Source organism: Cytobacillus sp. FSL R5-0377 (assembly GCF_038004385.1).
Taxonomy (GTDB): Bacteria; Bacillota; Bacilli; order Bacillales; family Cytobacillaceae; genus Cytobacillus.
Map to the genome: position 1 here is coordinate 339,549 of NZ_JBBORA010000002.1, position 25,941 is coordinate 365,489.

General features: G+C 37.6%; 24 protein-coding genes and 1 pseudogene. 2 read left to right on the forward strand and 23 right to left on the reverse strand.

Going from position 1 to position 25,941, the window contains the following annotated elements; genetic code table 11:
• Positions 1-13: 13 nt before the first annotated feature.
• The 20 genes from NSQ49_RS26585 to NSQ49_RS26680 all read right to left on the reverse strand — a co-directional run bounded on the left by NSQ49_RS26585 (position 14) and on the right by NSQ49_RS26680 (position 19,324).
• Positions 14-2,164: a type IA DNA topoisomerase gene (locus tag NSQ49_RS26585; RefSeq protein WP_159866719.1), complete on the reverse strand. Its 2,151-nt coding sequence runs from the start codon at positions 2,162-2,164 to the stop codon at positions 14-16.
• Positions 2,164-2,319 carry a hypothetical protein gene (locus tag NSQ49_RS26590; RefSeq protein ID WP_159866717.1) on the reverse strand — a complete coding sequence of 52 codons (156 nt, stop codon included), beginning with the start codon at positions 2,317-2,319 and terminating at the stop codon, positions 2,164-2,166. Before NSQ49_RS26590 ends, NSQ49_RS26585 begins: the two co-directional genes overlap by 1 nt.
• Positions 2,320-2,367: 48 nt before the next feature.
• Positions 2,368-2,511, reverse strand: coding sequence for a hypothetical protein (locus NSQ49_RS26595; protein WP_159866715.1), 144 nt, complete (start codon positions 2,509-2,511; stop codon positions 2,368-2,370).
• Positions 2,512-2,538: 27 nt separating this feature from the next.
• Complete coding sequence (locus tag NSQ49_RS26600; protein ID WP_019379900.1) at positions 2,539-2,712, reverse strand: hypothetical protein; 174 nt, start codon at positions 2,710-2,712, stop codon at positions 2,539-2,541.
• Between the two features lie 17 nt (positions 2,713-2,729).
• Positions 2,730-3,038 carry a DUF2325 domain-containing protein gene (locus NSQ49_RS26605; RefSeq protein WP_159866713.1) on the reverse strand — a complete coding sequence of 103 codons (309 nt, stop codon included), beginning with the start codon at positions 3,036-3,038 and terminating at the stop codon, positions 2,730-2,732.
• Between the two features lie 94 nt (positions 3,039-3,132).
• Entirely contained in the window at positions 3,133-3,549 is a 417-nt protein-coding gene (locus NSQ49_RS26610; protein ID WP_159866711.1) for a hypothetical protein, read from the reverse strand.
• A 133-nt stretch (positions 3,550-3,682) separates the two neighbouring features.
• Positions 3,683-4,318: a hypothetical protein gene (locus NSQ49_RS26615; protein WP_159866709.1), complete on the reverse strand. Its 636-nt coding sequence runs from the start codon at positions 4,316-4,318 to the stop codon at positions 3,683-3,685.
• A gap of 27 nt (positions 4,319-4,345) precedes the next feature.
• Positions 4,346-4,903, reverse strand: coding sequence for a hypothetical protein (locus tag NSQ49_RS26620; RefSeq protein ID WP_159866707.1), 558 nt, complete (start codon positions 4,901-4,903; stop codon positions 4,346-4,348).
• A complete protein-coding gene (locus tag NSQ49_RS26625; RefSeq protein WP_159866704.1) occupies positions 4,894-5,583 on the reverse strand; it encodes a hypothetical protein in 690 nt (229 codons plus the stop codon). Before NSQ49_RS26625 ends, NSQ49_RS26620 begins: the two co-directional genes overlap by 10 nt.
• 317 nt (positions 5,584-5,900) lie before the next feature.
• Positions 5,901-6,665, reverse strand: coding sequence for a hypothetical protein (locus tag NSQ49_RS26630; protein WP_159866701.1), 765 nt, complete (start codon positions 6,663-6,665; stop codon positions 5,901-5,903).
• Between the two features lie 12 nt (positions 6,666-6,677).
• On the reverse strand, positions 6,678-7,262 hold the full coding sequence (locus NSQ49_RS26635; protein ID WP_159866698.1) for a hypothetical protein: 585 nt from the start codon (positions 7,260-7,262) through the stop codon (positions 6,678-6,680).
• 139 nt (positions 7,263-7,401) lie between these two features.
• The gene (ltrA, locus tag NSQ49_RS26640) at positions 7,402-9,207 is read right to left on the reverse strand and encodes a group II intron reverse transcriptase/maturase (protein ID WP_159866695.1); all 1,806 of its coding nucleotides are present in this window, start codon (positions 9,205-9,207) and stop codon (positions 7,402-7,404) included.
• Between the two features lie 568 nt (positions 9,208-9,775).
• A complete protein-coding gene (locus NSQ49_RS26645) occupies positions 9,776-9,943 on the reverse strand; it encodes a hypothetical protein (protein WP_251170983.1) in 168 nt (55 codons plus the stop codon).
• A gap of 96 nt (positions 9,944-10,039) precedes the next feature.
• Complete coding sequence (gene ltrA, locus NSQ49_RS26650) at positions 10,040-11,938, reverse strand: group II intron reverse transcriptase/maturase (protein ID WP_251170982.1); 1,899 nt, start codon at positions 11,936-11,938, stop codon at positions 10,040-10,042.
• Positions 11,939-12,644: 706 nt separating this feature from the next.
• Entirely contained in the window at positions 12,645-15,281 is a 2,637-nt protein-coding gene (locus NSQ49_RS26655; RefSeq protein ID WP_341071789.1) for a helicase, read from the reverse strand.
• Between the two features lie 90 nt (positions 15,282-15,371).
• On the reverse strand, positions 15,372-15,557 hold the full coding sequence (locus tag NSQ49_RS26660; RefSeq protein WP_236566242.1) for a hypothetical protein: 186 nt from the start codon (positions 15,555-15,557) through the stop codon (positions 15,372-15,374).
• On the reverse strand, positions 15,547-15,786 hold the full coding sequence (locus tag NSQ49_RS26665) for a hypothetical protein (RefSeq protein ID WP_159866689.1): 240 nt from the start codon (positions 15,784-15,786) through the stop codon (positions 15,547-15,549). Before NSQ49_RS26665 ends, NSQ49_RS26660 begins: the two co-directional genes overlap by 11 nt.
• Positions 15,787-15,815: 29 nt before the next feature.
• Positions 15,816-16,709, reverse strand: a complete 894-nt coding sequence (locus NSQ49_RS26670) for an ArdC-like ssDNA-binding domain-containing protein (protein ID WP_159866686.1) — start codon at positions 16,707-16,709, stop codon at positions 15,816-15,818.
• Positions 16,710-17,334: 625 nt separating this feature from the next.
• Positions 17,335-18,336 (reverse strand): DnaA N-terminal domain-containing protein, encoded by a 1,002-nt coding sequence (locus NSQ49_RS26675; protein ID WP_236566241.1) that lies wholly within the window; start codon positions 18,334-18,336, stop codon positions 17,335-17,337.
• Positions 18,337-18,790: 454 nt separating this feature from the next.
• Complete coding sequence (locus tag NSQ49_RS26680; RefSeq protein ID WP_159866680.1) at positions 18,791-19,324, reverse strand: RsfA family transcriptional regulator; 534 nt, start codon at positions 19,322-19,324, stop codon at positions 18,791-18,793.
• A gap of 175 nt (positions 19,325-19,499) precedes the next feature.
• On the opposite strand from NSQ49_RS26680, the gene NSQ49_RS26685 reads away from it, so the two are divergent.
• Positions 19,500-19,931, forward strand: coding sequence for a hypothetical protein (locus NSQ49_RS26685; protein ID WP_159866677.1), 432 nt, complete (start codon positions 19,500-19,502; stop codon positions 19,929-19,931).
• Positions 19,932-20,290: 359 nt separating this feature from the next.
• Positions 20,291-21,518 (forward strand): annotated as a pseudogene (locus tag NSQ49_RS26690) (IS110 family transposase).
• A 243-nt stretch (positions 21,519-21,761) separates the two neighbouring features.
• Here NSQ49_RS26690 and NSQ49_RS26695 read toward each other — a convergent pair.
• The 3 genes from NSQ49_RS26695 to NSQ49_RS26705 form a co-directional block, all read right to left on the reverse strand.
• Complete coding sequence (locus NSQ49_RS26695) at positions 21,762-22,985, reverse strand: MFS transporter (protein ID WP_159866674.1); 1,224 nt, start codon at positions 22,983-22,985, stop codon at positions 21,762-21,764.
• Between the two features lie 10 nt (positions 22,986-22,995).
• The gene (locus tag NSQ49_RS26700; RefSeq protein ID WP_159866671.1) at positions 22,996-24,042 is read right to left on the reverse strand and encodes an ArsR/SmtB family transcription factor; all 1,047 of its coding nucleotides are present in this window, start codon (positions 24,040-24,042) and stop codon (positions 22,996-22,998) included.
• Between the two features lie 598 nt (positions 24,043-24,640).
• On the reverse strand, positions 24,641-25,936 hold the full coding sequence (locus tag NSQ49_RS26705; protein ID WP_341071796.1) for an IS110 family transposase: 1,296 nt from the start codon (positions 25,934-25,936) through the stop codon (positions 24,641-24,643).
• Positions 25,937-25,941: the final 5 nt, after the last annotated feature.

The following is a 25,941-nucleotide window of genomic DNA, read 5'->3' on the forward strand; positions in this document are numbered from 1 at the left end:
CCTCCTATTCTCTTTATTGCGGAAATTTAAATATAAGTTTGTTTTTATCCTCATCCCAACCTAAAAAGGCTTCGAACATTTTATCTGGTTTCTTCTGACTTTTAAATCCCTTTATTAAAGAGGTTTGACCAGTAGTAAACAATTTCTTTATGTTCTCCTTACTGATCGGTTTTCCCGCGACAACCTTGCTTATTCTGAAATCACAGTTTGTCTTTTTAAAGTTGCTACAACTGTAAAACGTTTCACGCTCTAAAACTGGTGCACCGCACTTTTTACATAGACCTACTTCTTCAGCTTTTTGAATATCTTTGGCATATTCAACAAAATTCCAAGAAGCGGCATCCTTAATAAGTTTTTCAACTATTTCTTTCGTTATGTCTTCCGTTCTCTTAACGAAGGAGGAAACAGAACCTTCTCCTTTTTGGATTTGTTTTAGATAACGTTCCATCCTACCGCTGGTTAATACAGAAGTTAGATAGTTGTTTTCCCCTAATGCTTCAATTAAGACACGGCCCTCGGGCAGCATATAAACTAGGTTTTTGCTTACATTTACATACCGCTTGGTGATAATAGATACGATGCCGCTCCTGGTTGCTTCCGTTCCCAGCTGCAACTCAGAGTTCTTAAAATCTTCTTTATCAGCGCAATATGGGGCGGGATTACACATAATTTTGATCAAGTCTCCTAGTGAAAAACGAGAAGGGGGATTTGTTGATCCAGCTTTAATTTGGCCTGAAAGCATTGTTCCGACTTCCCCTTCTTTTATATCTGGTAACTGGTTCTCTTCCTCCCCCGAATTTGTCGAAAGGCCCATATATATCTTTTTCCACCCTTCTTCTTTAACAAGGGTCCCGCTGCTTCTAAAACCAAATTTATCTGCAACCGTAATAATGATTCCAGTAGTATCGTATATGTAGTCTTGATAGTGTGCGGCAATAATGGATTTAGCAATTAGGTCATATATTTGTTGTTCCCCTTTTGGCAAAGTAAGCGGGTTTACCTTTTCTTCCGTCAATATGATTGCATAATGATCACTTACTTTTTCAGAATCCACATATCTTTTATCTTGAGAAATATCTCGAGTTGCTCCCTTTATTAAATCTTGATAGCTCTCCAGCTCTCCCAAATTTTTTATTATGACTGGCATCCAAGCTGCTTCCCCAGGAGTTAAGTGCTGACTGTCGGAACGTGGATATGTAATCAGGGATTTATCATATAATGCTTGAGCAAAACCTAAAACATTAGCGGGAGTCATTCCATATAAACGATTAGCATGCATTTGAAGGGAAGATAAGTTGTAGAACATAGGAGGTCGTTTCTTTTTTTCTTCTTTTTTAATGGTATTAACAATAGCTGGTTGACTTTGACAATACTTAGAAAAGGCTTCAAGCATATCTTCATCCATGTCAAAGATGTGCTCTGATTCATTACTAAACCATTTGGCATTTAATTTGGCCTCTCCAAATTGAAATTCACCGATTAGGTCGAAATATGGTTTACTAATAAAGTTCTCAATTTCCTTTTCACGCTGATAAATAATACTCATTAAGGCGGTCTGTACTCGTCCCGCACTAAATGTTTTTTCAATTCCTTTTTGATTAAGCAGACAAGTTAAGGCTCGGCTAGCAGACATGCCCACTAACCAATCGGCTCTTTGTCGGGCTAATCCCGCATAATAATAATGCTGATAATGCCTATTGTCCTTCATGCTACGAAATGCTTCAACCACACTATCTTTGGTCAGGCTACTAGTCCACAATCTTTTTACTGGCTTTCTATTATTCAAATAGTAGAAAATCTCATCTAATAATAAACATCCCTCAATTCCAGGATCAGCAGCATGTATGATAACTGAAATGTCGGGGTCCTTTAAGAACTTCTTAAAATTATTGAAAATGCTTCTTTTACTTTCAATAACCTTTAACTTGTACTCTTTTGGAATAATAGGCAAGTTATCTAAACTCCATTCCTGGTACGCTTTTGAGTAGTCTTCAGGACGATAAAGTTCTAGAATATGTCCCACAGCCCAAATAACCACTGCACCTTCGGGGAACATGACACAAGGTGCAATGGCTATATGTGTTTTCATATTCTTATTAGGAAATGGAGCAGCAAGCGCTTTTGCTTGACTGGGCTTTTCAGCGCAAATGAGTGCTTTCCCCATCAGACCCTTCCTCCCTTCCTAAAAAGAAATTGATTATTACTCCTTTTTGGCCTGGAAATAAGGGATTCTTTTTTAACTGTTTCTTCTTCAGTCGGCTTTTTTAGGTCTCCATATTCCTCTCTTATAATTTTCTTTTGATACTGAAGCTGATCCAATTTTCTCTCCCCCCTAATATACGAAGAATAAGCTATATTTTTATTAAGTTAAGCCGTATTTGAAAATGCTTTATGGTTATCATTAAATTCTGTTCCAGGCATAATTTCTTGACTACCACATCCGGTAATGATTAAGGCTCCTAATAAAACCCCTAAAACTATGTAAGCCTTTTTCCCACTTTTATCAGACATTAGCAAATCCTCCGGTTAATCATTTATTCAACAAATGCCTTTAAGTTTTTCTGCAGCTATATTTAACAAGCAATTCTTGATATTGATTGATTGAACATCACAACAGGCGCGAACCAACTCATCAGGATCTTCAAGATTCCGCAAAGTTTCAATCAACAATAATTCTCCTTGAGTTAGCTCTTTAACATTTACTGAAATCATACTAGTCATGTCTCCTCTTAAGCTGCGGTGTTTAAGTGTTCTACACACCTTTGAATAGCGCCAGAAGCACCAAACCCATTATGATAAAGCACATCTTTACCAAGATCTTTACAAACTTCTTTTATAATATCCATACTTACGTGTCCAACTGCCCCTAGTAATACGACTACACAATCTGCCTTCTTTACTAGCGTTTTGAACTCCTTTTTGTTACCTCCGTTTCTTGTTTTACCACTATGGAAGATAATATTTACGTTATTTTTTTGTCCTATTCGCTTGTACGTAGCCTCTTGAGATCCTCCGAAAATTGCGACAGTTTTTCTCATTAAAAATCCCTCATATCTAGTGTTTGAATTACAAATAAATATAACATATATTACACTAAAAACAAGTATTTTCTTATATATTTTTCCAATTTAATTAGGCGTTTATTAACTTCTTCAAAAATATATCACCAAAGTCTGGGTGCACATAGCTTTCTTTATAATCCAGTAAATCTTCCATGACTTTCAGCATTTCTAAAGTACGCATATTCTTAACAAGAAACGCGTTAAAAAGGTTTAACTCTAATTCAGTTATTTCTGAAGCATCTAAGGTAACTAAAATTAATTTGGAACCCATATTCCTCATTTTGATAAGAAACTCAACTGTCTTTGGATTAATTACTTTCTCGAGAATAATTAGTTTGGGAACACAACCATTTTCATAAAGTTGTAATTTACTAGTCTCCGTTTTAATAACTTTGAACAAATGTCCAAACTTCAGATCAATTAGCTTAACCAACCCATCCTGAAACGGTGACTTTTCATGTATCACCATAATGGTATCTCTGTTCACTATCTCCCCTCCTACATAAAAAAACCCTGCTGTAAAAGTGCATACAAGTAGAAGTATGCATTTACAACAGGGTGGTCCCTTTATATATTTTGTTTGATTTAATTATATCAATACTTTTGCATAATTATCAATATCACTTCGTCCAATTTACCGGTTTAGGAGAGGAAATTGAAGAAATTTGGCCATTAATTAGTAATCCATACTGCCCGTATCCTTCTGCGTCTATTATCCACGCGACTTTGGAGGCCAATGTGAGAGAAGATTTGTGATCGTGCAGTGGAATTGGGGACTTATATACTTTTGAAGTCCAGCCTTTTACTGCATTTTCAAGGCTTTTTGGATGTAGCAATGGTTTTTTGCACAAATTGACTATCCAGCAACCGTAAGTACCACAAGAAGATACATACCATCTGGCGTCTTCTCTTTGAGCTGGAAAGTCAGGCTCATTTGGATATGTATACTTTTCCTTTTGTACCGGCTTTCCGATTAATTCATGAAACACATTCGGATCGTCCAATAAATAATCAGCTTCTTCTTCTATTAGTGAGAATTTAAAGCCAATATGATTATTGTTTAGCGGGGGAGAGGCCATTATATCTCTAGATAAGAAAAAGCCGCACCTTGCTGCCTCGTAAGAACTATCGACATTTACGTTTTGACTGATCGAACAAGTTTCTGTAAGTTCATCAAATAGGTCACACGATGTCCGGCATGATACCGCTGCAGGATTTACTTGCTTTTTACTATTATCTATTACAAGTTTTAACATGGCATTCACCCTTTTCCTAATAGCTTGTTATACAGCACCTAATACAATTGGAGAAATAAACGTCAATAAGGTTAATCCGCCAGCAAAGACCCACATTCTTTTGCTCCACCTGCCGAATTCAGGATGTTTTATCAAGCGATAAAGTAGATAAAATACTAATCCAATTGATATCATCCAATCAACAGTAGAGTGACTGGCAGCAGAGATTAACTGAATAAAATCACTTGCGAGTAGTGTAACATTTTCACTATTTGTTGTAAATAATAATAGTATTAAAATTCTGATGAAAAAGAAAGTGATTGGAACCCAGATTAAAAGCCCGGTGGATCCTTTCATCACCTGGCCAGTCTTAGTAACAATTGAGTAACCTAGCCTAACCACTCCAAATAGAAACATTATTGTAAATATGGCAGAGAACAAAAAGGATATTTTTGGTGCAGTATTATTTAGATTTGTAGACCAAACATTGAGCTGTTCATTTAATGTGATACCGTTACCCTGCTGCAACGGACTTGCGCTTGCAGCAGAGGGTATCAAAATCACTAAAGCAAAGAGTAGTAATAGGAAACGAAATTTTAAGACCATCTTCTTTTCCCTTTTCCATCAAAGCGGAAGCAAAGGCCCGTTTCAAAAGTTGCTGTACTAATTCGGCCATTAATGATTGGAAGGTCCACTAAGTGCTTGTACCTTCCTTGATTGTAATCCAGCACTTGAGAAAGAGAAGATAGCCATTGACCAAGAACCTGTGTGTTAACAGTTTGCTCATTGCTTAAAATGGTATTAACCTTTTTACCATCCAAGTTCAACTTAAATCGAATATTGCTTAATCGGTAATTATGCCATCCAAATTCAATCTGGGTAAGAAACGCTCTAAATGGAATTAGTTTCTTAAACAGTGGCGTAATATAACTTAGTATTCTATGATTATCTTGAACTTCACTTGGAAGAGCTGTATGTAATTCTAAATCAATACTATTATGTTCAAAGGATCCATCCGGGTTAACTGCTATAGAAGCATCCAGGTTTACATTTAAATGGTTACTTAGTGGGGTCAACCAGGCTAAATCTACATAGGTTAGGTTATCTTCAATTGATTCATAATATTCTTCTGTTTGAGGTATTCCTTCTACCCCCATCGCATTGATGTATAACTCCCCTTTGACAAACCTGAAATTGATATGCAGTTTATTTAGTCCAATTTGTTTTTTCTTAATTTCTTGCTTTATTTCTATAATTTGCTTTTCGCCTAACCGTTGAATTATCATTGGATAAATCTCCTCTCATTTATTGTAGCTAAGCCTTAATTTAAAATCCTTTATAAATCTCCATATATTCTCAATCTCTATATTTTGGATAAAAAAAGCTATTAATGAAAACATTTCCAAGTAAAACTAAAACTGCCATTATTATATTACAATAGACTCATCCTCTCTGTCGAAAAGTGTCGAAAATCTGATTATCTTATCTAAAAATGTAAAATATGAGGGTCTTTATTACCAAAAGAATTATTCTTTTGGTCCAAACCAAGGTTTTGCACCCAGGCTTGGACCAAAAGGCGACAAAAGTCGCTCTTTTGGAGTTCTTATATTGCTAGTACTCTATCGTCTTGAATAAGATGCTCTTCATCTGGAATCATGTACTCCTCTGACACAGATGCTTCAACTCTTACTAGGTTTTGTACACTGATTTCCTTACCAGTCCTTACTACATCTAGAATGAGAATATCCCCATTGCCTATTTTTTTTGCTTTTTCCCCCACATTTACCCAAAGCCTTTTTCCGTCTGAAATATGGATATAGTTTTCTTCAATACCAACTACAGAAACTACCCATTGTTGTGCACCTTCTAGGCAATCCATAATTTTTGCAGAGGCAAATGATTCAAAACCATTTTGTGAGGGTGTTGCCTGTTCAATCATTAAGTCATTCATATGAATACAATCTTCATCCAGGTCGTCGTCCTCTATCCATTCAGAAACGAAAATTTCTTCTTGTTCTGCTTCTTGGCTGACACCACCTAATAGTAATTCACCAGATTCATATTGGAGGTGACAAATATCACCTTCATCAACAGCTGTTATCTCTTTTTCAATCTGTATAAATAATTCTTCTGATTCCTCATTTAATGCTGGTTTTAGAATTAATGGTTCCTCTACCGCATTCGCTGTAGACTTCGCAGTTGTTATAGGAATAATTTCTGCCAAGTTTGTACAATCCTCGCTAGAAAATGAATAGTCATCATCCACGGTGTAATGTAAAACCTTTATTTCCTCTACCCGTACATAAAAATAACTTTCAAGAAACCAATAAAAATAAACAGCCCAATCCCAAGTTATTAAAATTGACATAAGTGCCTCCTCCTAAAAAAGATCAAACGCCAGCTGCCCACTTACCGCGGCTGTTCGCTTCTTCTTTGTTTTTGTATTTTTTTCAACATTAACTTCGAATATTGATATTTGCTCAGCTGTTTCTGCAAATTTTGCTCTTTCATATTCCGTTAAGTAAGCCACGATTTCCCCATCTTGAATACAATCGAATCCAAAAGCTTCTACTAAATCTACTTCCAGGATTTGATTGGTAAACATAAACCCATTGACCTTGCCATCTGCAATATGGCGTGTAATCGTTGCCGCTTTCCGGATAAGGACGTTTTTAGAGGAATCCGCGGAAACTTGCTGATTAACCCAGGCAATAAATTGTTCTTTTGGTGATTTGCCCATTTTCTTTTTCTTTCCGATACTTGCTAAGATTTCTCTTGCACGATCAGAAGCTTCTGCCGTCCATTCCTCGGTAGAGCCCTTAAGCACTTTTCCTTTTTTAATGGACTCAATCAGCATGGACTGCAGGTCTCCTTCATCTCCCAACATTGCATTAAGCCCATCTGAACTTACTTCTCCATTTATGGCACCGGCAGCTTTATTCTTCTGAGCTATCAAGGTAGCCATTTGTTCTTGGAAAGTTTCTTTATAGTAGGGTAAGCACGGAGCGCCTTATTTGCTTACGCAAGTAGGTTTCTCCGTACTCCCCTCCGAACCGTACGTACACTTCTCAATGTATACGGCTCTCCATTTACCCCTGAATTTGTTAGTGTTTGTGGTTGCCGTGATGATATTTAAGATGGCAATCTTCACAAACTGCAACTGTTTTTCTGTTTCTCGCAATCATCAGAAATTCAATTCGAGTGAGATTTTTCCCCTTCAAATCCTTAAGGCGCTTAGTGTGATGCATTTGTAGAGACTTATTAGTCGCCCCACATGCTTCACAAACCTTCGCTTTAAGCCTGCTACCAAAGCTATTTATACTATTAAAGTTAAACGTATCGGCTAATCTATCGATGTTCGAGTTTCCAGCGGATACAAGAGACTTGTTCCGTTTGAACCCTTCATCATAGAATGCTCGCTCTTTTAGTCCCTTTTTAGTTTCATAGCGAATGATAAGTCTACCATTGCAGTGATATTTTCTATGTTGCTCAGAGACCTTTGAACGATATTTATTAGCCATAGTTTTCAGAAAGCTCCACTTCATGAAGAAGTAGAATTTGTGCATTTCGTACCCGACATTTACTGCAAGTTTGTAGTAATTGTAGAGACCGCGAATTTCAGCATTATACGTGCTTACTATTTCGATGTCTTCAAGGGGTACAAGATATGCCCTGTGAGTTGACTTCCATCTTTTTTGTGTCATTTCGATAGCCTGATATTGTTGAAGTTTTTTAACCCAGCTTTCTCTAGGCATTTCTAGTTTTATAAGTCCGCTGTATTTCTTACTATCAGCTGATGGTTGATAGACGGTTATCTCATATCCTAAGAATGTTGCTTCTTTGGTGTTATGTGTGATAAGTGTCTTATCTTGTGAAAGTTCAAGTTTTAGCTCGCTATAAAGGAAGTTTGTTATTTCCTGCTTTACCGATTCCGCATCCGATTTACTACCAATAACTCCGACTATAAAATCATCAGCATATCGAACATACTGAATTCTTCTGTAGTTAGAATCCATAGGATCCATAGCAGGCATGGATCGCCATTCATTTTCGTAGTGTCTGATTTTCTCCTTGATTTGTATCTTTTCATCATCATTCATCAAGTGAGCTTTCTCTCTTAACTTCTTTTTATTTCTAAGGACATTCTGCTGAGCATTCAAGTAAGGACGAAACTTTTTCCTCTCGATACCTGTGTTGAATGAGTTAGCAAATCTAATCATAAATTTGTCTAATTCATTGAGGTAGACGTTAGAAAGAATCGGACTAATGATACCCCCTTGAGGTGCACCACTATATGTCTTATTCCATTTCCAATCCTCCACATACCCTGCTCTAAGGAACTTCCAGATTAGGTCGATGAAACGCTCGTCCCTAACTCTTTTTCTCAAAAGATTAACTAAGATGTGATGATCAATATTATCAAAGAACCCCTTTATATCTCCTTCAACAAACCACTTTGTACCAGTGAAGTTTGCTTTTAGATGAGATAGTGCGGTGTGGCAACTAAGGTTAGGCCTAAATCCATGTGATGTATCAGTAAAGCTTCCTTCATAGATTGCTTCAAGCATCATTCTGACTGCTTCTTGAACTACCTTGTCATCTGCTGACGGCAATCCTAATGGTCTTTTTCCACCATTTTTCTTCGGAATATGTGTACGTCTGACAGGATTAGGCTGATAGGAAGAGTTTTTAAGTCTAGCTATTAGCTGTTCTAATCTCTCCAGGCTCATTTCACTGACAGTCTTACAGTCAATACCTGGAGTCATAGCTCCTGCATTTCCACTTATATTCTGATAAGCCAAGAGCAAAAGTTCCCTATTGTAAAGGTTCCTGTATAACTGCTGATACTTATAATTCTCATCACTCGAATGCTTTTTCAGGTTACCCAATAGTACTTCTGGATTTCTCATGGTTCCTCTCGAACCTCCCCATATTCTTATTGGACTGGTAAACTGCCTTCCTTCGCCATGTAATAGGCTTTCCCTATTTCGGACTACTACGAAGGCTCCGTTACCATGCGGGATATTCAGGTCTATAACCAATAGCCGTTCTAAAGGCATTCCCGTTTAGGTAATCCCCATTTAGTTACATTAATGACATGACATGTTGTAATGTCGGATGGAACTTTCGCCTTTTACTCTCTGATTGAGTTTGCCGGAATGTGGAATCCTACATCGCATGAGTCTAGCCTAACCTCATGTGTCACATTCCATAGACGCTCCTTGTAATTGTCTTGCGCCTATGCCTTCTATAAGGGCTGCTCAGGCTATTCTTCAAGCAGTCTAGCTTTCATCCTCATTTACAACATTTCACCAAAGCTCAGTCGCATCTTGACAACTAGATGACTTGCTCTTTAATCACATGCTACAGTCCCCTTATTAGTTTCCCAATAAAAGTAAGTGACCGGTGATAGGAAAATTGGATTCATTCCTACGGGGTGTCATTCCCGATTCATTAATGCACCTTATGGGCGCACGGCTAAGTAATAAAGACGACACTCTTCCGTTTGTCCGATCCGCCATGCTCTTCTAGCAGCTTGATTAATCGTGAATAAGCTCCAACTAAATTGGTAATATCGATAGGTAAGACTTTGAGGTAATCTCCATCTTTTCCCCCGATCCACACCGTACTTGTGCCTTTCAACACATACGGCGTTCCCTCGTATCTAATAAAATATCTGTTTTCCTCACAACAATTTAATTTGGATAGTTTGTTTTTCCTAAAATATTAGGTGATTAGGATTTAGATTGTGTCATTTCCCGCTTTCTTCCTTAATTTATTAAGCTTTTCTAGTTGCTCATCATTCAATTTCAGAGCCTTTTGATATTTCTTAATAATTTCAGGGTTGGTTGCATGGATTAGTGCGTGGACTTCATAGCTTACGATTGTAAGGTTTTTATACGAATCATCCTTTGTTTTGTGGTAGGGGTTGATGTGGTGACATTGCATGGTTTCGAGGTCTAATTCGATTCCAGTGATGGCACATTTCCCTCCCTGGGCAATGAATTTGGATATTCTATTATCTGCAAATTCAATGGATACCCTTTTGTTTACTACAGGATTCTCTCGCAACCACTTTAATTTCCATTCAGGAATGATTGACTGATTTTTGTGTATTCCTAATCTACCTTCTTTTGTATACTTGTTAATCGAGACTTTGGCATTCATTGGACTTTTGTGTTGTACATAAGAAATGGGGAGGATGGGATATTTACGGTAGTATCTCATACTGGATGATTCCATATATGCGAGAATACCTTTATGTTTTCCTTCGTATTTCCCTTTCTTACTAAGCCCATCCAACCTGTTATATAAGGTTATTAGGATGTGACCCCCTAGTGTACCGAAGTCACCTGCAACATTTGATGCTAATCGGTAATAGTTGTGAATACCGTTTACCATACTGTTGTATTTGTTCATTTCAGCTAGGGCTGTATATCCTCTGTTTGCCTTTTGAATTTTCTTAATTTGGTCGCGCAGTTGGTTATGGATTCGTTTTATGGCTTTTGGTGAGACGTTAGAGCTAATGACAAATTTTGTTTCGCCTGATGCTCTTTTTCCCTTTTGAGCCATTCGGAAAGTGAAACCTAAGAATTCACTTGGTTCTCTTTTGAGGTTGGTGATTCTTGATTTTTCGCTTGAAATGGTTAGTTTCAATCTTTCTTCCAACCATAATTTAGCTGCATGATATGTTTTGACTGCTTCCTTTCTGGTTTGACAGGAAATCTTAAAGTCGTCTGCATATCTTACAAGGTAAATTTCTTTAAGGTTGGTCGATTTCCTCAGCTTCACATTTTCGTTTTTACGATTTCTTCTGCCATCTTTGCGGTATTGCGGCGTAATTTCTTTTAGATTTCTTTCTTCCCATTGGTTAGCGATCCACCAATCAAATTCATTCAGGTTGATGTTCGCTAGTAAAGGTGAAAGAATCCCACCTTGCGGAGTGCCTTTTGTTGGGTAAGTGATTTTACCATCGGGCATAACGATTGGAGCTTTTAGCATCCGTCTGATTATGACCAATAGCTGTTTATCTTGTATTCCTAGTGACCATATTTGGCGCATCAGCTTTGTATGATTCACGTTATCGAAAAATCCTTCTATATCAATATCAACAACATATTGCATGTTACTACTATTGACCCGATGTGAAACATCAGCAAAGGCTTGTTCGGTTGAGCGGAATGGTCGGAAACCGTAGCTGTGTCTATTGAACTTAGCTTCACAAATTGGTTCCATTACCTGCAAGATACACTGTTGAGCGATTCTATCCCATATTGACGGTATTCCAAGAGGTCTTGTTTTACCGTTGCTTTTAGGAATATCTACTCTTCTTACCTTTCTTGGGTTGTAGAAATTAAATCGTTTTTTAACCATTGTAAGAAATTCATTAGTCTCAATTTTCTCTATATCCTTGATAGTGATTCCATCAGTGCCAGGTGTCGGACTACCAGTGTTTCTTTTGATATTCCGATAGGCTAGTATGATGTTATTATCAGATGTTATGAGTTTCATTAAATTCTTGAAGCTCTTACCATCTTTACTATCTTGGTATAGTGCATCAAATTCGCTTTGCATATCGTAATACTCTGCATGGCGAAGGTTAGCATTTTTCCTTGCTTTGTTCTCCAAATTGAATCTCATGGTCTATCACACTCCTTTCTGGATCTGTGACCTTTTAAGTCTTACAAGAATCCATGAAGTGTGAGGTTTCAATTTAATTAGATACGACTTGTGGCTGTTCCTCCGTCCTCATTACAAGGACTTCAACGGTCGTGCCACTACTTTCACTATGGTTAAACAAGGTTATGAATTCCCTTGTAATGCTTCGACGGGTGTGTTCCCTCCACCTCCATAGCTTCCAACGTTCCTTTATTCCTATCAGACCTAGACTTAGGCGCTTGCTTTAACCCCGTATCCTTGATGTAGCCTATAACTACATATGGTTTTTCCTAATCTTCAATCGTACTAAACCACAGATACCACGCATTTATTGCGTGCCATACAATTTCTATATGGTCCCTTCAGGAGCCGTACATTCGCAAGTTCGTCAGTGTTCCCACACATTCTCGCCATATCTAGTTTTTTATGACCCCCGGCATATCATAAACGGACACTGCCTCCAGCGCCTTTTCGTATTTCATTCATAGGAATGAATTTACGGCTTACTTCTGCAGACTTTAACGAGCCTCGTACAAAGAAATGAACACCTCTTTCAATGCACGTCGTAGCTTTAGGGGAAGCGTTTCAGGACGTTACTCCGTCATTCCACTTCTCAGAATAAAAGTTCTCCTGTCAGCTCTGTGTTGCTATTGATATAGAAACTTCTGTTTGACAGTGCATCATCTTTTCAATGATGAACGTTTCGCACAAAAATGAGGGTAGGTGTACATAATAGGTCAAGACCTACCTGTACAAGCTCCTGTGACACAATACAAACATCGTATCCCTCTTTTTCTATCTTCTTTTTTAGCCATTCACTACGCTTATTTGTGGCCGTGGTAGAAGTGTCTAAGATACAAACCTTTGCTCCAACCTGCTCAAGAATGTGTTGTAAACGCGGCCTTACATCTCTGCCTTCTACACTGGAACCTGTATCTCGAACATAGACAATACTTTTCCTGCCTTCCTCTATCTCACCCTTAATGATTTCCTGGAGCTTCTTTTCCTTGTTAAGTATTCGCTCTTTAGGAAATTCATCTGGGCTCCAAATTAAATCTCGGTCCCCATCTTCTGTTTTGATAGAGAATGGGGGATAGGTGAAAGGGTTATCTGGATATGCGATGCCTGTTTGAGTCAATGGAAGATAAAGCTTATGCCCGTCATCTCGTCCATCGATAGCTGATTCAAATGTAGATACCATGTTGTTATAATGCTTCTTTAAATCCTCGTCTAAATCTACAAGAATTGTAGGAACATTGATCAACTCCACAGGGTCTGGCCATACATCTGTTAAGCGGACAAGCACACTGTTTTGGACAAGAAACTTTGAGAACACAAATGGTGATATACCGGGAAGAACCTTTTCTGTTCTCCTGGTGCCTCCTCGCGATTGCTTGTTGCTGTACTCGCCTTTATCGTCCTGATTGTAAATAGTCGTTTCAATGTTTCCATACTCTTCATTCCACTTCCGAACTTCATTGAAAGCGTATCCGTTCTCAACCATAAGGTGTGGGAATAAGCGCCAAAGTGTATAGTAGATATCCTCGGCCTTGCCTCCAAAAAGGGTTCCTGTACCACCTATAAGCTTCTTTGAAGCAGCTGCAAGGCTCCCTAGTGAATTTCCCTGGGCTGACATGCCAGATTTCAGCATATGGATTTCATCACAGATAGTAATATCAAAAAACCATCTCATTTTCCTTCGGATGTATTCAATAGAAGCGATTCTCCTTGGATTCCCGACTTTCTTAGGAATCTCAGGTTGAGAGAGCTGAATTTGTTGGACCAAAGGCTGATTCTGCTTTAAAGCATGTTCAATCTGCCTTTCGTACTTAAACCAGTCTTTTATTGATTGGTATCTAGTAGGTACCTTCTTGGTCCATAAACTTTCACCGCATTCAGAACAAAAAGCATTGGCTGGATTTTTTGAATTATGAAGTCGCCTGCTTGTTCCAAATTCATCTTCATCCATCCTCCGTTTATTCTGAACCTCTTCTTCCTCTCCATCCTCATTGGTTTCCACTGCAGTAGATTCAATAACCTGGTGTGCATTACCGCAGCTTGGACAATAGTATCCAAAACGATATGGTAAGGAGTTTGACTCACTTTGAAGTACCGTTTTCTTATAATCAAAACGAACTGCAGGAACCATCGCACAATCGCCCCTCATTGTTGTAAAGGAAATGACAAAGAATGTTGGTTTCAATGGCTTAGGCCTTCCTTGACTGGTCCATTTACGATGAAACTCAATGAGTTGCTCTGTCCGTTCAATAACTCTTACATCAGCATGAGGTAAAATTTCTTTTATTTCCTCCGGCCATTTTTTTGTTAGGCTTGGGGGACACATTAGACAAGCAAAATACCCTTTTTTATTTGACATAGCAGCAACTACATCAGGAATTGCTGTCATCATGGTTGATTTACCCGTGCTCATTTCACCTTGTATTAAAGCTACCTTCTGCTTTTTCAAAACTTTAGCGATCGCGGTAGTAACATGAGACTGGACAGGAAAAAGTTCCCGCTTATAAGTTGAGATTTGCGGGTGTATAGAGTCTGTCATTGGGTCATGGCCCGGAGTAACTTTATTGCTTACCTTTGTGACCATATCATCCATGAAGGTTGTCATATACTGTGTCAAATCTTCTATGGATTCCACTGCCTGACCAGTTCCTGTCTTAGGAAACTTCAGCATCCCACTTGAAATCATTCCAGAAATAATATCATCCGCTTCCTGCTCTCCAGTTTCCTCACTAAAATTCAGTTTATAGATGGAAAATCCGTCAGGAAAAAGGGCGGAATCATAATAAAATTTGAATTCCTCAATACAACCTCTTCTTAAGAACTCATTTAGAATAATATCTTTCCATTCAGGTAGAATGTTAAGCCCATACTTTCCGCCACCTAAAATTTGTCGTAGCCCTTCTCCAGGATCTGCATCGAACGAAAGAATATAATCCCCGTTTCCAAGCAGGTCATCATGAACAATTGCGACCGCTTTTCGGTTTTGATTAATGGTGATTGGGAACTTTGAGTACTTCCCTTTATCAGAGTACATACGGAATTCTTGGGAAAATTTATAGTCAGTTAAATCTTTCTTCCCTTGCCCAAAGGACAAACCACCACTCCCGGTATCAACTGCAGCTTTCATAGCCTGTAAAGTAGAATCATTACCAGCAATAATGGTCATGAGTAATTTAGCTCCTTGCCATTCATGCTTTGGTTCCTCTACCGCTAATGCGTAACAAAAAGCACTTTGCCATGCCTGCTCCAGGTAAATTTCAATCATCTTTGGGTTTTCATCTGTCTCAATCACTTTATTTAATTCCATGCTGCTGACTCCCTGCATCAAATTGAATAAGGTATGCCAGCTGGCGATCCCTATCTCAAATGAGGCAGGGATACACCTCCCTATATAGTTTTAATGAACATACTCTTTAAGCTGTTTGTGGATCTTTAAGAGTGCACGATCAATAGCTCCTCCTACTGTATCCTGAAAAGTCGTTTGGATAGATAGAGGGCTCACAAGAGCTTTAAACTTTCCATTGTGGTCACCTTCGTTGATATAGTAGACTTTTATCGAAAAATCTTCATACTCAGTCTCCAATATGAATATCATCCGTATTAATGCTCCCATCTAAAAATTCTTTAAATGCCGTAATAACTTCTTGCCTTGCCTTTTCAATTGAGTCATAACAGCCGGTAGTCAGATTATGAATTACACCATTACTCATATGGATTCTGAACAAGCTTCCGAGAGGCAGGGAATCAACATACTCCACGAAAAACTTCTGGCCGGCGTACTCCTCTAATTGAAAAGAAGAAACCTGGTGCATTGGTGCTGCACTTCCTTTCTCAGAAAAAACTAAGCTGTTTGAAGATTTTTTTCCTCTTTATTCGCTTCCATTAAAGTTCTAAACTCATTTATGATTCGTCCTGAAATATCACAAATCATAGATCCGTAATTTAAAAGAGAATCGGGGTCATGTTTGCTCCATGAGTTAACATATCGGAAGGAATAATCTGATGTGTCTAAGCCGAAGAACGAACAAACAATAAAGGCTGTTCCTTCTGCAACAACTTCCTTCTCCGATGTAGAAGACTTAGTATCATATCGATGCACCTTTGAATGCACCAATTCATGTACTAATGTCTTGCATTTATGATTAACACTTAAAGTGTCACTAACGACGATTTCATGGTTTGCTCGGCTATAGTAACCATTGGCTCCTTGCGCATCTCCATATGTGATTGGACAATTATCTTCTTCAGCAATCTGTTCAGCATATTCAATAATCTCTCTAGCTGCCTCAGAATCGCCTTCAAGCTTTATAATCACCTTATCAATAGGAAGCGGATCGCCTTCCGTCTGTTCAAGCGCGAAAACTGGAACAGTTATGAAACCACCTAGCTGTGTTTCACCGGTTTCATTGCCATGTTCATCTTTCACCTTTATGAATTTCGGCTTGAAGATTCTAATGGCTTTAGAACCTAGTTTGATATTGCGGCCTAACTCATTCCAACGTTTGAAGCTCGCTATATAGCTGGCATTTGGAAATTGAGTTTTAGCAACCATAATGTTTTTAAAAGAGTAATTCGGCATCAGTGCTTTCATTTCTAAAAGAGCTTTGAATTCTTCTGGAGAATATTCAAAGTTTCTTACACCTTCATCCAGGACAGAAACAAGTTCTTTTACTCTTTCTTCAACGCTTGGACCTCCTTTGCTCCATCTCTTGCTCTTACCTTGACGATTTGCCATGTACAACAGCCCCTATCTTTTAGTGTGTATATATAAAAAAGAGAATAGGAAACCCATTCTCTTTGAATACGACCATCTTCAATTGCTTTGAAAACACAAAAAAGCCCTTGAAGTTTCTGAAAAAATAGCAATAAAAAAGCTATTTATCCATCAACCGCAAAGGCTGCTAATGATTAAAAATACCCGCTAATCCTCATAGGATTGCCATAAAATGAAAAAATGAAATGAATATATTGGTATTATATCCTTTGTTTTCTATTTAGACAAGAATGATAAGTGACTAATTCTCAAATTATTCCACAATACTACCCATCAAGGAATGACACCTACCCATCATAAGATGACAGGCGGACCCATCACGAAATGACCCCCACCCGTCAGGAAATGACGGGTTACGCCTATCAGGAAATGACGGGCGGACTTATCCACAAGAAATCTTTATTTTGTTAATAAAACCGCCTGTCAGGAGATGACACCCTAGCCCGTCAGGAAATGATAGGCGGATTTTCCGGGCGTCATTTCCTGACCCACCCCCCCATCATAAGATGATGCCGAATAATATAAATCTTTAAAAAGACTTTAATATATATATTTATATAGAAAAAGAGTAGAGGAAATGATCCCTCTACTCTTCAATAGAAATAATTTTGATATCTAAGAAATTAATATTTAAATCATTCAACGCCTGTGTAATTAAATCTATATGTCTATCATTAATCCAGCTAGCCGAAAATTTATTTTGTGCATAGAGTGTAATCACGGAATCACGGTTTTTAAATAAAGAATCTTTAAACCAGGTATCGAAAGATGGTTTCGAAATTTTAGCTTGTATGTATTCCAATACCTGCTTTGTAAGATTCAAGTCATCAGTTGTCATTGATTCTTTGATATCTAGTTTATGTTTTTGTGCCGCAGCATTTCTCTTTTTTACCGGCTTATGGAACGTTTCACCCTGTTCAATAAAGTCCTCATAAATCCCTTCATAATTAACGACATTTCCAAGGTTGTCTGGGCTATAAACAGACATATATTTTTCCATAAAGTCATCATGCCTTCTCTTTAGTTCCTCCGGAAGCTCTTCATACAATTCCTTCGGAAGAAATGGCACCCGTCTTCTCACTTTATAAATTGGTGTTTCATCCATATTTTTTTTCTTCTCATCTGCAGACATGCAGTTAAATCTGAATACAAATCCGTATTTTTCTAAGAGACTTAACCTACTTTTAACAGTATTCACAGAACCAAAAGAACACTGAAGCTGCAGAGTCTTTAATGCTGGCCAGCAATAGTCTTTCTCAATACAATAGCTTTTAAGTGTGATAAACAGTGCCAAACCATCTGCTTTAAGAAAGTGCTGCCAAAAATGAATAAGGTAGTTATGTATGATTGTAAAATTCCGATCTTCGAATTCAATGTTTTGACCATAACCATCTAAGCTAAATTCTTTAACCTTCTCTTCATTAAAAAGGATTTTATTAACTACAGGGTCATGATAAAAAAATTCTTTAAATTGACCTGTTTTGTCTATTAACCACCTAGATTTTTCAATTTTTAGATCTTCTTTGACAGGACGGTAATAGATAAGGGGATAATTTTCCCCCTTTAGATTAGGACGAGCATCTTTCAAAATTAAAACCTCCAAATCATTTTACCCGTAAGGCTCTGAACGGAGATTCCTTCTTGAAATAAGTAATTCAAACTGTTAAAATATGAATTAAATTATCAAGTATGAGAAATCCCGCCTTTTGAATTTCATTTAATCTTTCAGCGGCCAAACTGGAAGAGATTAAATGAAAGCCTCTGGTGGGTTTTTTTTTTGCCATTTTATAGTGAATTAACACTATTATGTCTATAGATGCTATATTTTCTATCATAACAAAACTAGACAGGTAATTCTAATATACTTTGGCCTTTTAACCAGATAAATGTCGAATAGACGACAAAAAGCCCCCTACAAAGAAACCGAAGGTATTTCGGCTTGTTTGATAGGGGGCTTCCCTTTTGGTTATCCAGTTGTTGTACCTAAATTAAAACATGCCTAGTGGAAATATTCAACACCTGGGGAAGATATTGTTAAGTTTCTATTTAAGGCGGACTCCCGAGGTAAGTAACCTAGTAGAAGATTCTATTATTTCTTTTAGCTTGTTATATTCTTTTTCGATTTTGTCTTTCTCTGCTGATAGTTTTTGGTTTTCCTCTTTCAAAAATAAAACTTGTTTTTTTAGATTATCAACTTGGTTATGTGGTTCCACTTCTTCAAAAGCTTTTTTATACAATAGTTCAATATTATTGATAAGTATTTGAAGCTCTATAATATCTCCAGATGGTGATTGCTCCTTACTAACAATCTGTCCTATTGTCTTTGTATTATTTTCTGCCTGGGTTGGAGCTAGCTCTTTCCTTTGGGTTTTCGCTTGTAAAATCTCCTCTTTATATTGCCTTCTAACACAAGCATTCCACCTAAAGCCACAGGCAGAAGCGGTTCTTGATAGTTGTTTACCTACTTCTTCAAATGCCTTTAATTGTGTTCCCCCGGTTCGAATATTAGAAAGTACTACATTTGCTAGTAGCTCATCCTCTTCCCCTGTCCAAGCATCTTGTCTGGTTTTAGTCACGGCCCTTCCCTCCCAAAATTTTTATATAAATATAAATATGAATGGATTTACAAATGTAGAAGGCGATATAGCATGATTTAAAACTAAAAACATCATTAGGTTAAAAATTCAAACGATAGGCTGGTTCCATATGTATAATTAAGAATATACGTAATAGGTTTTGGGGGATGATGTTTTGAAAACAAAAGATTATTTTTTCGATCTCTTTAAGACTACTAAAGCAAGAGAGTTAGCGAGAGAAGTTGATGAATATCTATATAATAAAAGTGCATATAGGGAGGAAGTTGAGGATTATCACGATCGCTATAAGCAAGGCGAACGAACGGATTGTATAGGTTATATTAGTAAAAAAGGCTCCTTTAAATTTTTGTCTTTAACCGCTGCAAGACATGTATGTCTGGTTTTACATCTGGGAAAAAAGCTTCATACCCAGGCTGCAATCTCTATGCAGCACGAAATTGATGAATTATTGAAGAGGAACTACAAAGATACAGATGGTACAAAGCTTACTCCTGGGGAGGCTTATATACGATTAGAATGGGTTGATAATTTGGAGGAAATAATTCCTTTCATTGATAAAGCATACGAATTAAGGCTGTTAAAGTAAGACTACACTTTAATTTATTTGACATGGTATTGTCTTGCAAGCAAAACTCGCCTCTAAATTGGCGAGTTTGTTATTGATATACGTTCTAATTAAACTAAAGCACCCTTTCGTATTATAAGATCAACTAGAAATGAAAATATTTCTGGTTGATCATTTTTTATATCGATATATGATAACCGTAGCCGGGGTAGAACGTAAGCACCCGTGGGACTTGATCCCGTCAACTAAACCGTTCGCCCCCTACTTGTAGAAACATGATTGAGGCTGGTTGGGACGTTGATCTCGTATAACAAGCGATGCTATGATACTGCAAGAAGGGATTAGGGGTGCCGGCAAATATGATTTAGGAGGAGAAGCCAATGAATCCAGTGGTTGGACTGGATGTAGCCAAAGGTGAAAGCCAGATACAAGCTTTCCTGGATAAGAAAAAACCTTATCAAAAAAGCTTTAAAGTTAAACACACTCTTGAAGGTCTGGAAAAACTGCATTCCTTTCTCTCAGATGTAGAGAGAATAACTGGGGTAAAACCTCCATTAGTCATGGAGTCAACCGGTCACTATCATACTCCGGTAGTCCATTATTTTGAAGAAAGAGGATACTTGATCATTATTGTTAACCCTTTAGTCTCATATCGGGCAAAGTTTAAGAAAGGTAAAGACAGATATAATTGATGCCAATCATCTCTGCGAGATGTATTACAAAGAGGATTTGGAACCTTATAAAAAACGCGGTATCCAGCTCTTGAACCTTCGAAACCTGACTAGACAGCACGAAAATATTACGGGGATTTATGTGCAAACAAAACTGCAATTCCAAGCCGTCTTGGATCAGGTGTTTCCAGTATATAGAGGAGTGTTTGGGGACTTATATTCTGTTGTCTCTCTACTCACCTTACTTGAATTTCCAACATCTCAAAGTATCTTAGAAGCAGGCGAAGAGACAGTTACTAACACAATAAAAAAGTTATGTCCAAGGCGCTCCATCAAGTGGGCTAAGACAAAAGCAATAGCCCTTTTAGCTGCCGCAAGCCAAAATCCCTTTAGGGAAAATCTCTACCAAAGCCACATTTTAAGCGTGGAAATGTATATAAAAATGCTTCTGGAATATCAAAAGCATCTATCCAAATTTGAAGAAGAGATAGATGCCTTGGCAAAAGATATTGAAGAATATAAAATCATCCAATCAATCCCTGGGATCGGAGAAAAGATCGCTGCAACGATCATTTCCGAAATTGGCGAGATTGAACGGTTTGATCACCCTAAAAAGCTTGTCGCATTCGCTGGTATTGACCCGAGTATCTTTGAATCAGGTAAATTCAGAGGAACCGTAAACAGGATTACCAAAAGAGGTTCAAGCCGACTTAGGCATACACTGTATATGGCCGTTAGGTGTGCTATTCGGGATTCCAGGAAAAGCAAAACGACGGAGGAACTAATCCCTCGCAATAAAAGGTTGAGAGAATTCTATGATAAAAAACGGGAAGAAGGAAAACCCTTTAAAGTAGCAATAATAGCCTGTGCCAATAAGCTTTTACAATGGATTTATGCCCTTTTGAAAAGCAGAACGACTTTCCAAGATCTAGCTTAGCTACCCAAATGGACTAATAAAAGCAAAACCTTCCAAACATCCAGGTTAGGAAGGTTATTTGGCATGCTTATTTTTAGCATACCATAATATAAAATTCTATTTCATTGAAAAATGTTGACAAACTATTAGCTGGTTTAGTTTAAGTGAAAATCTTCACAACTTACGTTAACAAAATGACGCGATTCTTACCAAAGAAAAGCGCCATTTTGTTGAAAATCGTTGCAAAGCCTAATTTAAAAAAGCTTAGGACATAACTTTTTCACTAGAGGATACCGTAACATCAATAAATTTAAAATACGGAAAGACAATTCCAATGATAGCTGCAGAAGATATTAAAGTACCTATTAGTATGAATAATGGTCTTATTCCCCACAGTTCACTAACCACTCCCCCAACAAGTACGCCAAGAGGCATCACCCCTCTTATAATCACTAATCGAACCGAAAAGACTTTTCCCATCAGATGATTAGGAACGGTTTGCTGGTTTATGGTCGTGTTATGTACATTAAAGAAAGCCATGGCAATACCTGCAATAACCTCGACAAGTATTGCAAAATATAAGTTAATAATTACTCCTAGGGAGACATAGGTTAAGCCGCCAATAACTAGAGCTCCTAGCATGATCATTCTTCTGCTCTTGTATTTTACCTTCCCTACAAACAATGATCCCAAAACATAACCGAAAGGAAACCCAGCCATAAATAATCCATAGTCATTATAGCTGCCATCTAAGATATCTATAATATAAGGTAAGTTAATAACCATTGTTACACCAACACCAAATTGAACAAAACCTAAAAAAACACCCAGCCATACGATTCTGCGTTCTTTAAAGAAATAACTGATCCCCTCCTTAAATTGCTCTAACCATGTAGAACGAATTTCTTTTGTAGTTCGATGTTCTTTCACCCATAATAGAAAAAATCCACTTAATGTTAACAGAACGGCAACAATTAACAAGGTTAGCTTTATTCCGATGTATTCAATAACAATTCCGCCTGAAACAGGAGCTAAAAACATCATGAGCCGTGAAGTGCCGTCTATATATGCATTTGCAGTGCTTAATTGCTCCTTTAAAACAATGGTGGGGGTGATGGCTTGACTCGCTGGTACATAAAAAGGAGCCAGTAATCCAATGACGATCTGTACTGCATAGATATGCCAGGACTCAATGTTTCCACTTACTAATATAAGAAGCAGAAATAAAAAAATCACTGATCTTGTCCACTGAGAAAATATCATGATTCGTTTCCTGCTCCATTTATCGATAAAAGGGCCGCTTACAAGCTGAAGAATGATTGAAGGAATAAAGTAAAGCAGCCACATACTTCCCAATGCTAGTTTTGAGCCGGTCATATCATATATTAAGATTGAATTACAAAATGTTCCAAAGGCTCCTGCTAGTTCAGATATAGCTGTTCCTAACCATAATGCTACAAACCCACGGCTTTTTAATACATTCTTCATAGCCCCACCCCTATTGGTTCAAATATAATTCTAATTCTTTATATATTGAATTTAGTGATGCGTCTCTTAATCTATATTTAGAAGATTTAACTTCAACTAACGTCGCAGCTCTTAGAATCTTTAGATGATGATGTGCCGTTGATTTTCCTAGTTCAAGTTTTTCGGTGATATCTTGTAACGTATAGTCTCGCTCAAATAAAAGCTTAATCATTCTTAATCTAACCTCATCACCAAGTGCTTTATGTTTTTGGATTAAAAAATAATTTGGCAGATATCTATCACCAGGACTAATGCTCTCATTTGACACAGGATAATAAAATACCTTGGTTCCTTCTATATATGACTCAATATTCCATGGTCTATAGGTAAGGTGTGGTATAAGTAATACATTCTGAATACTAGGTTCAGGAACGTAACTAATTCCTCCGGTCGCCCAGCCGACAAATTCTTCAGCATTCATCTTTTTCTGCATAACAGCCTTATTTTCAAAATCATTTTTTAAGATTGCATTTAATTCTTCTGAAATGGGATGGATAAACGATTCATACCATTTTGAAAAAACGCTTATTAGATGATTTTTGAGTTCCGCAACATTCACCTGATTAATGAATTCAATGTAGGTTGGAAAAAAGCTGATTTCACTTGTCAAATCTTTTAATGCATGTAAAGATTCTTTGCTTCCTTGAGCAGCACGTTTTCTAATTTCTTGAGCATTATCCCCAATGTATGGCAAGCAAATAAACTTAAGTTCTTCCTCAGGTAGGTCATTAATATATGCAACAAATTTATTTACCTCTGGTGAAGTGATTTGGTAACTGTGTAATAGTTGAAGCAAACACTTCCATGTATTGTTTTTCTCTACATATTTCAGTTCCAATGATAATTCCCTTGGCATCGTTTCCAGCTGGCGTTCAAATTCACTTTTCTTCTCTAACGTATCAAAAAGTCGAGAGTTAGTAATTGCTGCTATTCCTAAAGCACTTTCCCATAGTAAAGAATAGTCTAGAAGAATTTGGTAATACTCTCTTTGTCTTCCTGCAATATTTAGTACGTGCATGGGTAACCTCCATCATTATTCCATTTAAATCCATTCTATATTTTAGGAATAAAAAATTCAATAATTTTAGAAAGTAATATTCTAAAATTATTGAATTTACTTAACCAAATATTTGTAAAGTAGTTATTAAGTAATCTGGCCAATTGTTGAAAAAAACTAATGAGGATTATTCAACTAAACTCCCTCAATAAAAGAAGCATACACACCCGATTACTCCTGATTTCTTAGATTTTCATAGCTATTTACCTGCCGGTAAATGGGTTTCAATTGGATGATAGTCACTGAAAAGGATATATTTGGACATACAGAGAAAAATGAGCTACAACCCACTAACCAATCTATTACAGAAATTGGTGGATTAGTAAGAATATGACCGCACTGGTAGATGTCCACATATCTCATGGAGGTCAACCCTCCCATGCCTCACAGAGTCTTCGCTCTCAAATTCCTTCGTCCAACCTTTCCATGAGGTGGATGTCGGCCATGCTGCCCCACAGGGTCCATGCCCGTAATTTAGTTGCTTTGCCGACTAATCCGTGCTTCAAATGTCTCCAAAACTATAAGCCAAGAACTATTTCTAATCTAAACGAAACCAGAATTAAGCGGCCAGTTCTGCCTTCTTTGATCCTGCCAAGTGAGGGATATCTTTTAACATCTTTTCTTCACTAAATTCAAATTGCTTTTTACTTATACTAAAGAAAATACGAATCAATTTATTACACAAAGCGATAAGGGATTGCATCTTCTTTAACGGGTTGTCCGGCCGTTGTGTAAAGTAAGCATGCAGGGCCTTAAAAGCTGAATTTTTGGCAACTAGAATCATGCAAACCCTAAACAACAGAGCCCTTAGCTTCTTCCTGCCTCTCTTGGAGATGGTTGTTTTGCCCTTATGCTTTCCAGACGTATTTTCCTTCAGACTCAAGCCAGCCAGCTTAATGATTTGTCGGGGGTGAGAGTACTCACTTAGGTCACCCACTTCCGCAAAGAAACCAGCGACAGTATCTCTTCCAACACCCTTGATCGCTAACATTTGCGCTACACCTGGAATTTCATCAAGCAGGGAATCTACTTTTCCGTCCAATTCTTCGAATTCCTTCTGAATCAAATCATATTTAGCCAGAAGAGTTTTCAGCTCCATTTTTGCCATCTCAGAGCCTTGGCGAAGTCCGATGGACTGACTCGCTGCTTGTTTTAACTCCCGAATCTTATTAGCACCTACACTTCTTTTTACAGATTTCCTTAAATGGATAAGCAATTCATCTTCTGTAAAATTTGCTATTTCATTAGGTAAAGCATAAAGCCGTAAGAATTGTAATGCAGCCTTACCCTCCCACTTCTTAAAGACCTTAAGAAATTCCGGAAAATACCGGTCAATCCAATTATGTACCTGGCCCTGGACCGTTTGAAGGTCCTCGGTTAAAAGATCGCGTATTTTCTTTGCCACACGGAGTTCGGCATAAACACCTTGCGGTATGGTAGGTTCGGCGTATCTTCCGTCCTTGACCAGTTGGGCAATGACCTTGGCATCTTTTACATCATTTTTAGTTGGAGAATTATCATCAAGTTCCTTGCTTTTCTTTACGTGCAAGGGATTTACAGCTACAAACTTAATCTCGTTCTCTTTTAAAATATGAGCCAGGTTAAACCAATAATGACCTGTTGGCTCCATACCGACAATCACTTTCTCCATACTACGTGCTTTCTTCGTTTCCGAAATCCAATTAAGAAAATGCTCAAAACCTTCTTTTGTATTTTCAAAATAACAAGGAGTTCCAAACTCCATTCCCCTGAAATCCTGGGCACGTGCCACATGCTTGAATTTCGCGATATCCACCCCTATAATCAGGGTGTAAGGAGTAATTTGAGCAATCTTCTTATTCTGGTTATAATTCATTTTAA

Excerpts from the sequence above, each read along its gene's own strand:
- NSQ49_RS26600 (WP_019379900.1), bottom strand. The coding sequence starts at position 2,712 with ATGATTTCAGTAAATGTTAAAGAGCTAACTCAAGGAGAATTATTGTTG.
- ltrA (WP_251170982.1), bottom strand. The coding sequence starts at position 11,938 with ATGAGATTCAATTTGGAGAACAAAGCAAGGAAAAATGCTAACCTTCGC.
- NSQ49_RS26615 (WP_159866709.1), bottom strand. The coding sequence starts at position 4,318 with ATGTTAAAACTTGTAATAGATAATAGTAAAAAGCAAGTAAATCCTGCA.
- NSQ49_RS26595 (WP_159866715.1), bottom strand. The coding sequence starts at position 2,511 with ATGTCTGATAAAAGTGGGAAAAAGGCTTACATAGTTTTAGGGGTTTTA.
- NSQ49_RS26655 (WP_341071789.1), bottom strand. The coding sequence starts at position 15,281 with ATGGAATTAAATAAAGTGATTGAGACAGATGAAAACCCAAAGATGATT.
- NSQ49_RS26665 (WP_159866689.1), bottom strand. The coding sequence starts at position 15,786 with ATGCACCAGGTTTCTTCTTTTCAATTAGAGGAGTACGCCGGCCAGAAG.
- NSQ49_RS26625 (WP_159866704.1), bottom strand. The coding sequence starts at position 5,583 with ATGATAATTCAACGGTTAGGCGAAAAGCAAATTATAGAAATAAAGCAA.
- ltrA (WP_159866695.1), bottom strand. The coding sequence starts at position 9,207 with ATGAGAAATCCAGAAGTACTATTGGGTAACCTGAAAAAGCATTCGAGT.
- NSQ49_RS26605 (WP_159866713.1), bottom strand. The coding sequence starts at position 3,038 with ATGAGAAAAACTGTCGCAATTTTCGGAGGATCTCAAGAGGCTACGTAC.
- NSQ49_RS26670 (WP_159866686.1), bottom strand. The coding sequence starts at position 16,709 with ATGGCAAATCGTCAAGGTAAGAGCAAGAGATGGAGCAAAGGAGGTCCA.
- NSQ49_RS26630 (WP_159866701.1), bottom strand. The coding sequence starts at position 6,665 with ATGTCAATTTTAATAACTTGGGATTGGGCTGTTTATTTTTATTGGTTT.
- NSQ49_RS26700 (WP_159866671.1), bottom strand. The coding sequence starts at position 24,042 with ATGCACGTACTAAATATTGCAGGAAGACAAAGAGAGTATTACCAAATT.
- NSQ49_RS26705 (WP_341071796.1), bottom strand. The coding sequence starts at position 25,936 with ATGAATTATAACCAGAATAAGAAGATTGCTCAAATTACTCCTTACACC.
- NSQ49_RS26585 (WP_159866719.1), bottom strand. The coding sequence starts at position 2,164 with ATGGGGAAAGCACTCATTTGCGCTGAAAAGCCCAGTCAAGCAAAAGCG.
- NSQ49_RS26620 (WP_159866707.1), bottom strand. The coding sequence starts at position 4,903 with ATGGTCTTAAAATTTCGTTTCCTATTACTACTCTTTGCTTTAGTGATT.
- NSQ49_RS26635 (WP_159866698.1), bottom strand. The coding sequence starts at position 7,262 with ATGGCTACCTTGATAGCTCAGAAGAATAAAGCTGCCGGTGCCATAAAT.
- NSQ49_RS26695 (WP_159866674.1), bottom strand. The coding sequence starts at position 22,985 with ATGAAGAATGTATTAAAAAGCCGTGGGTTTGTAGCATTATGGTTAGGA.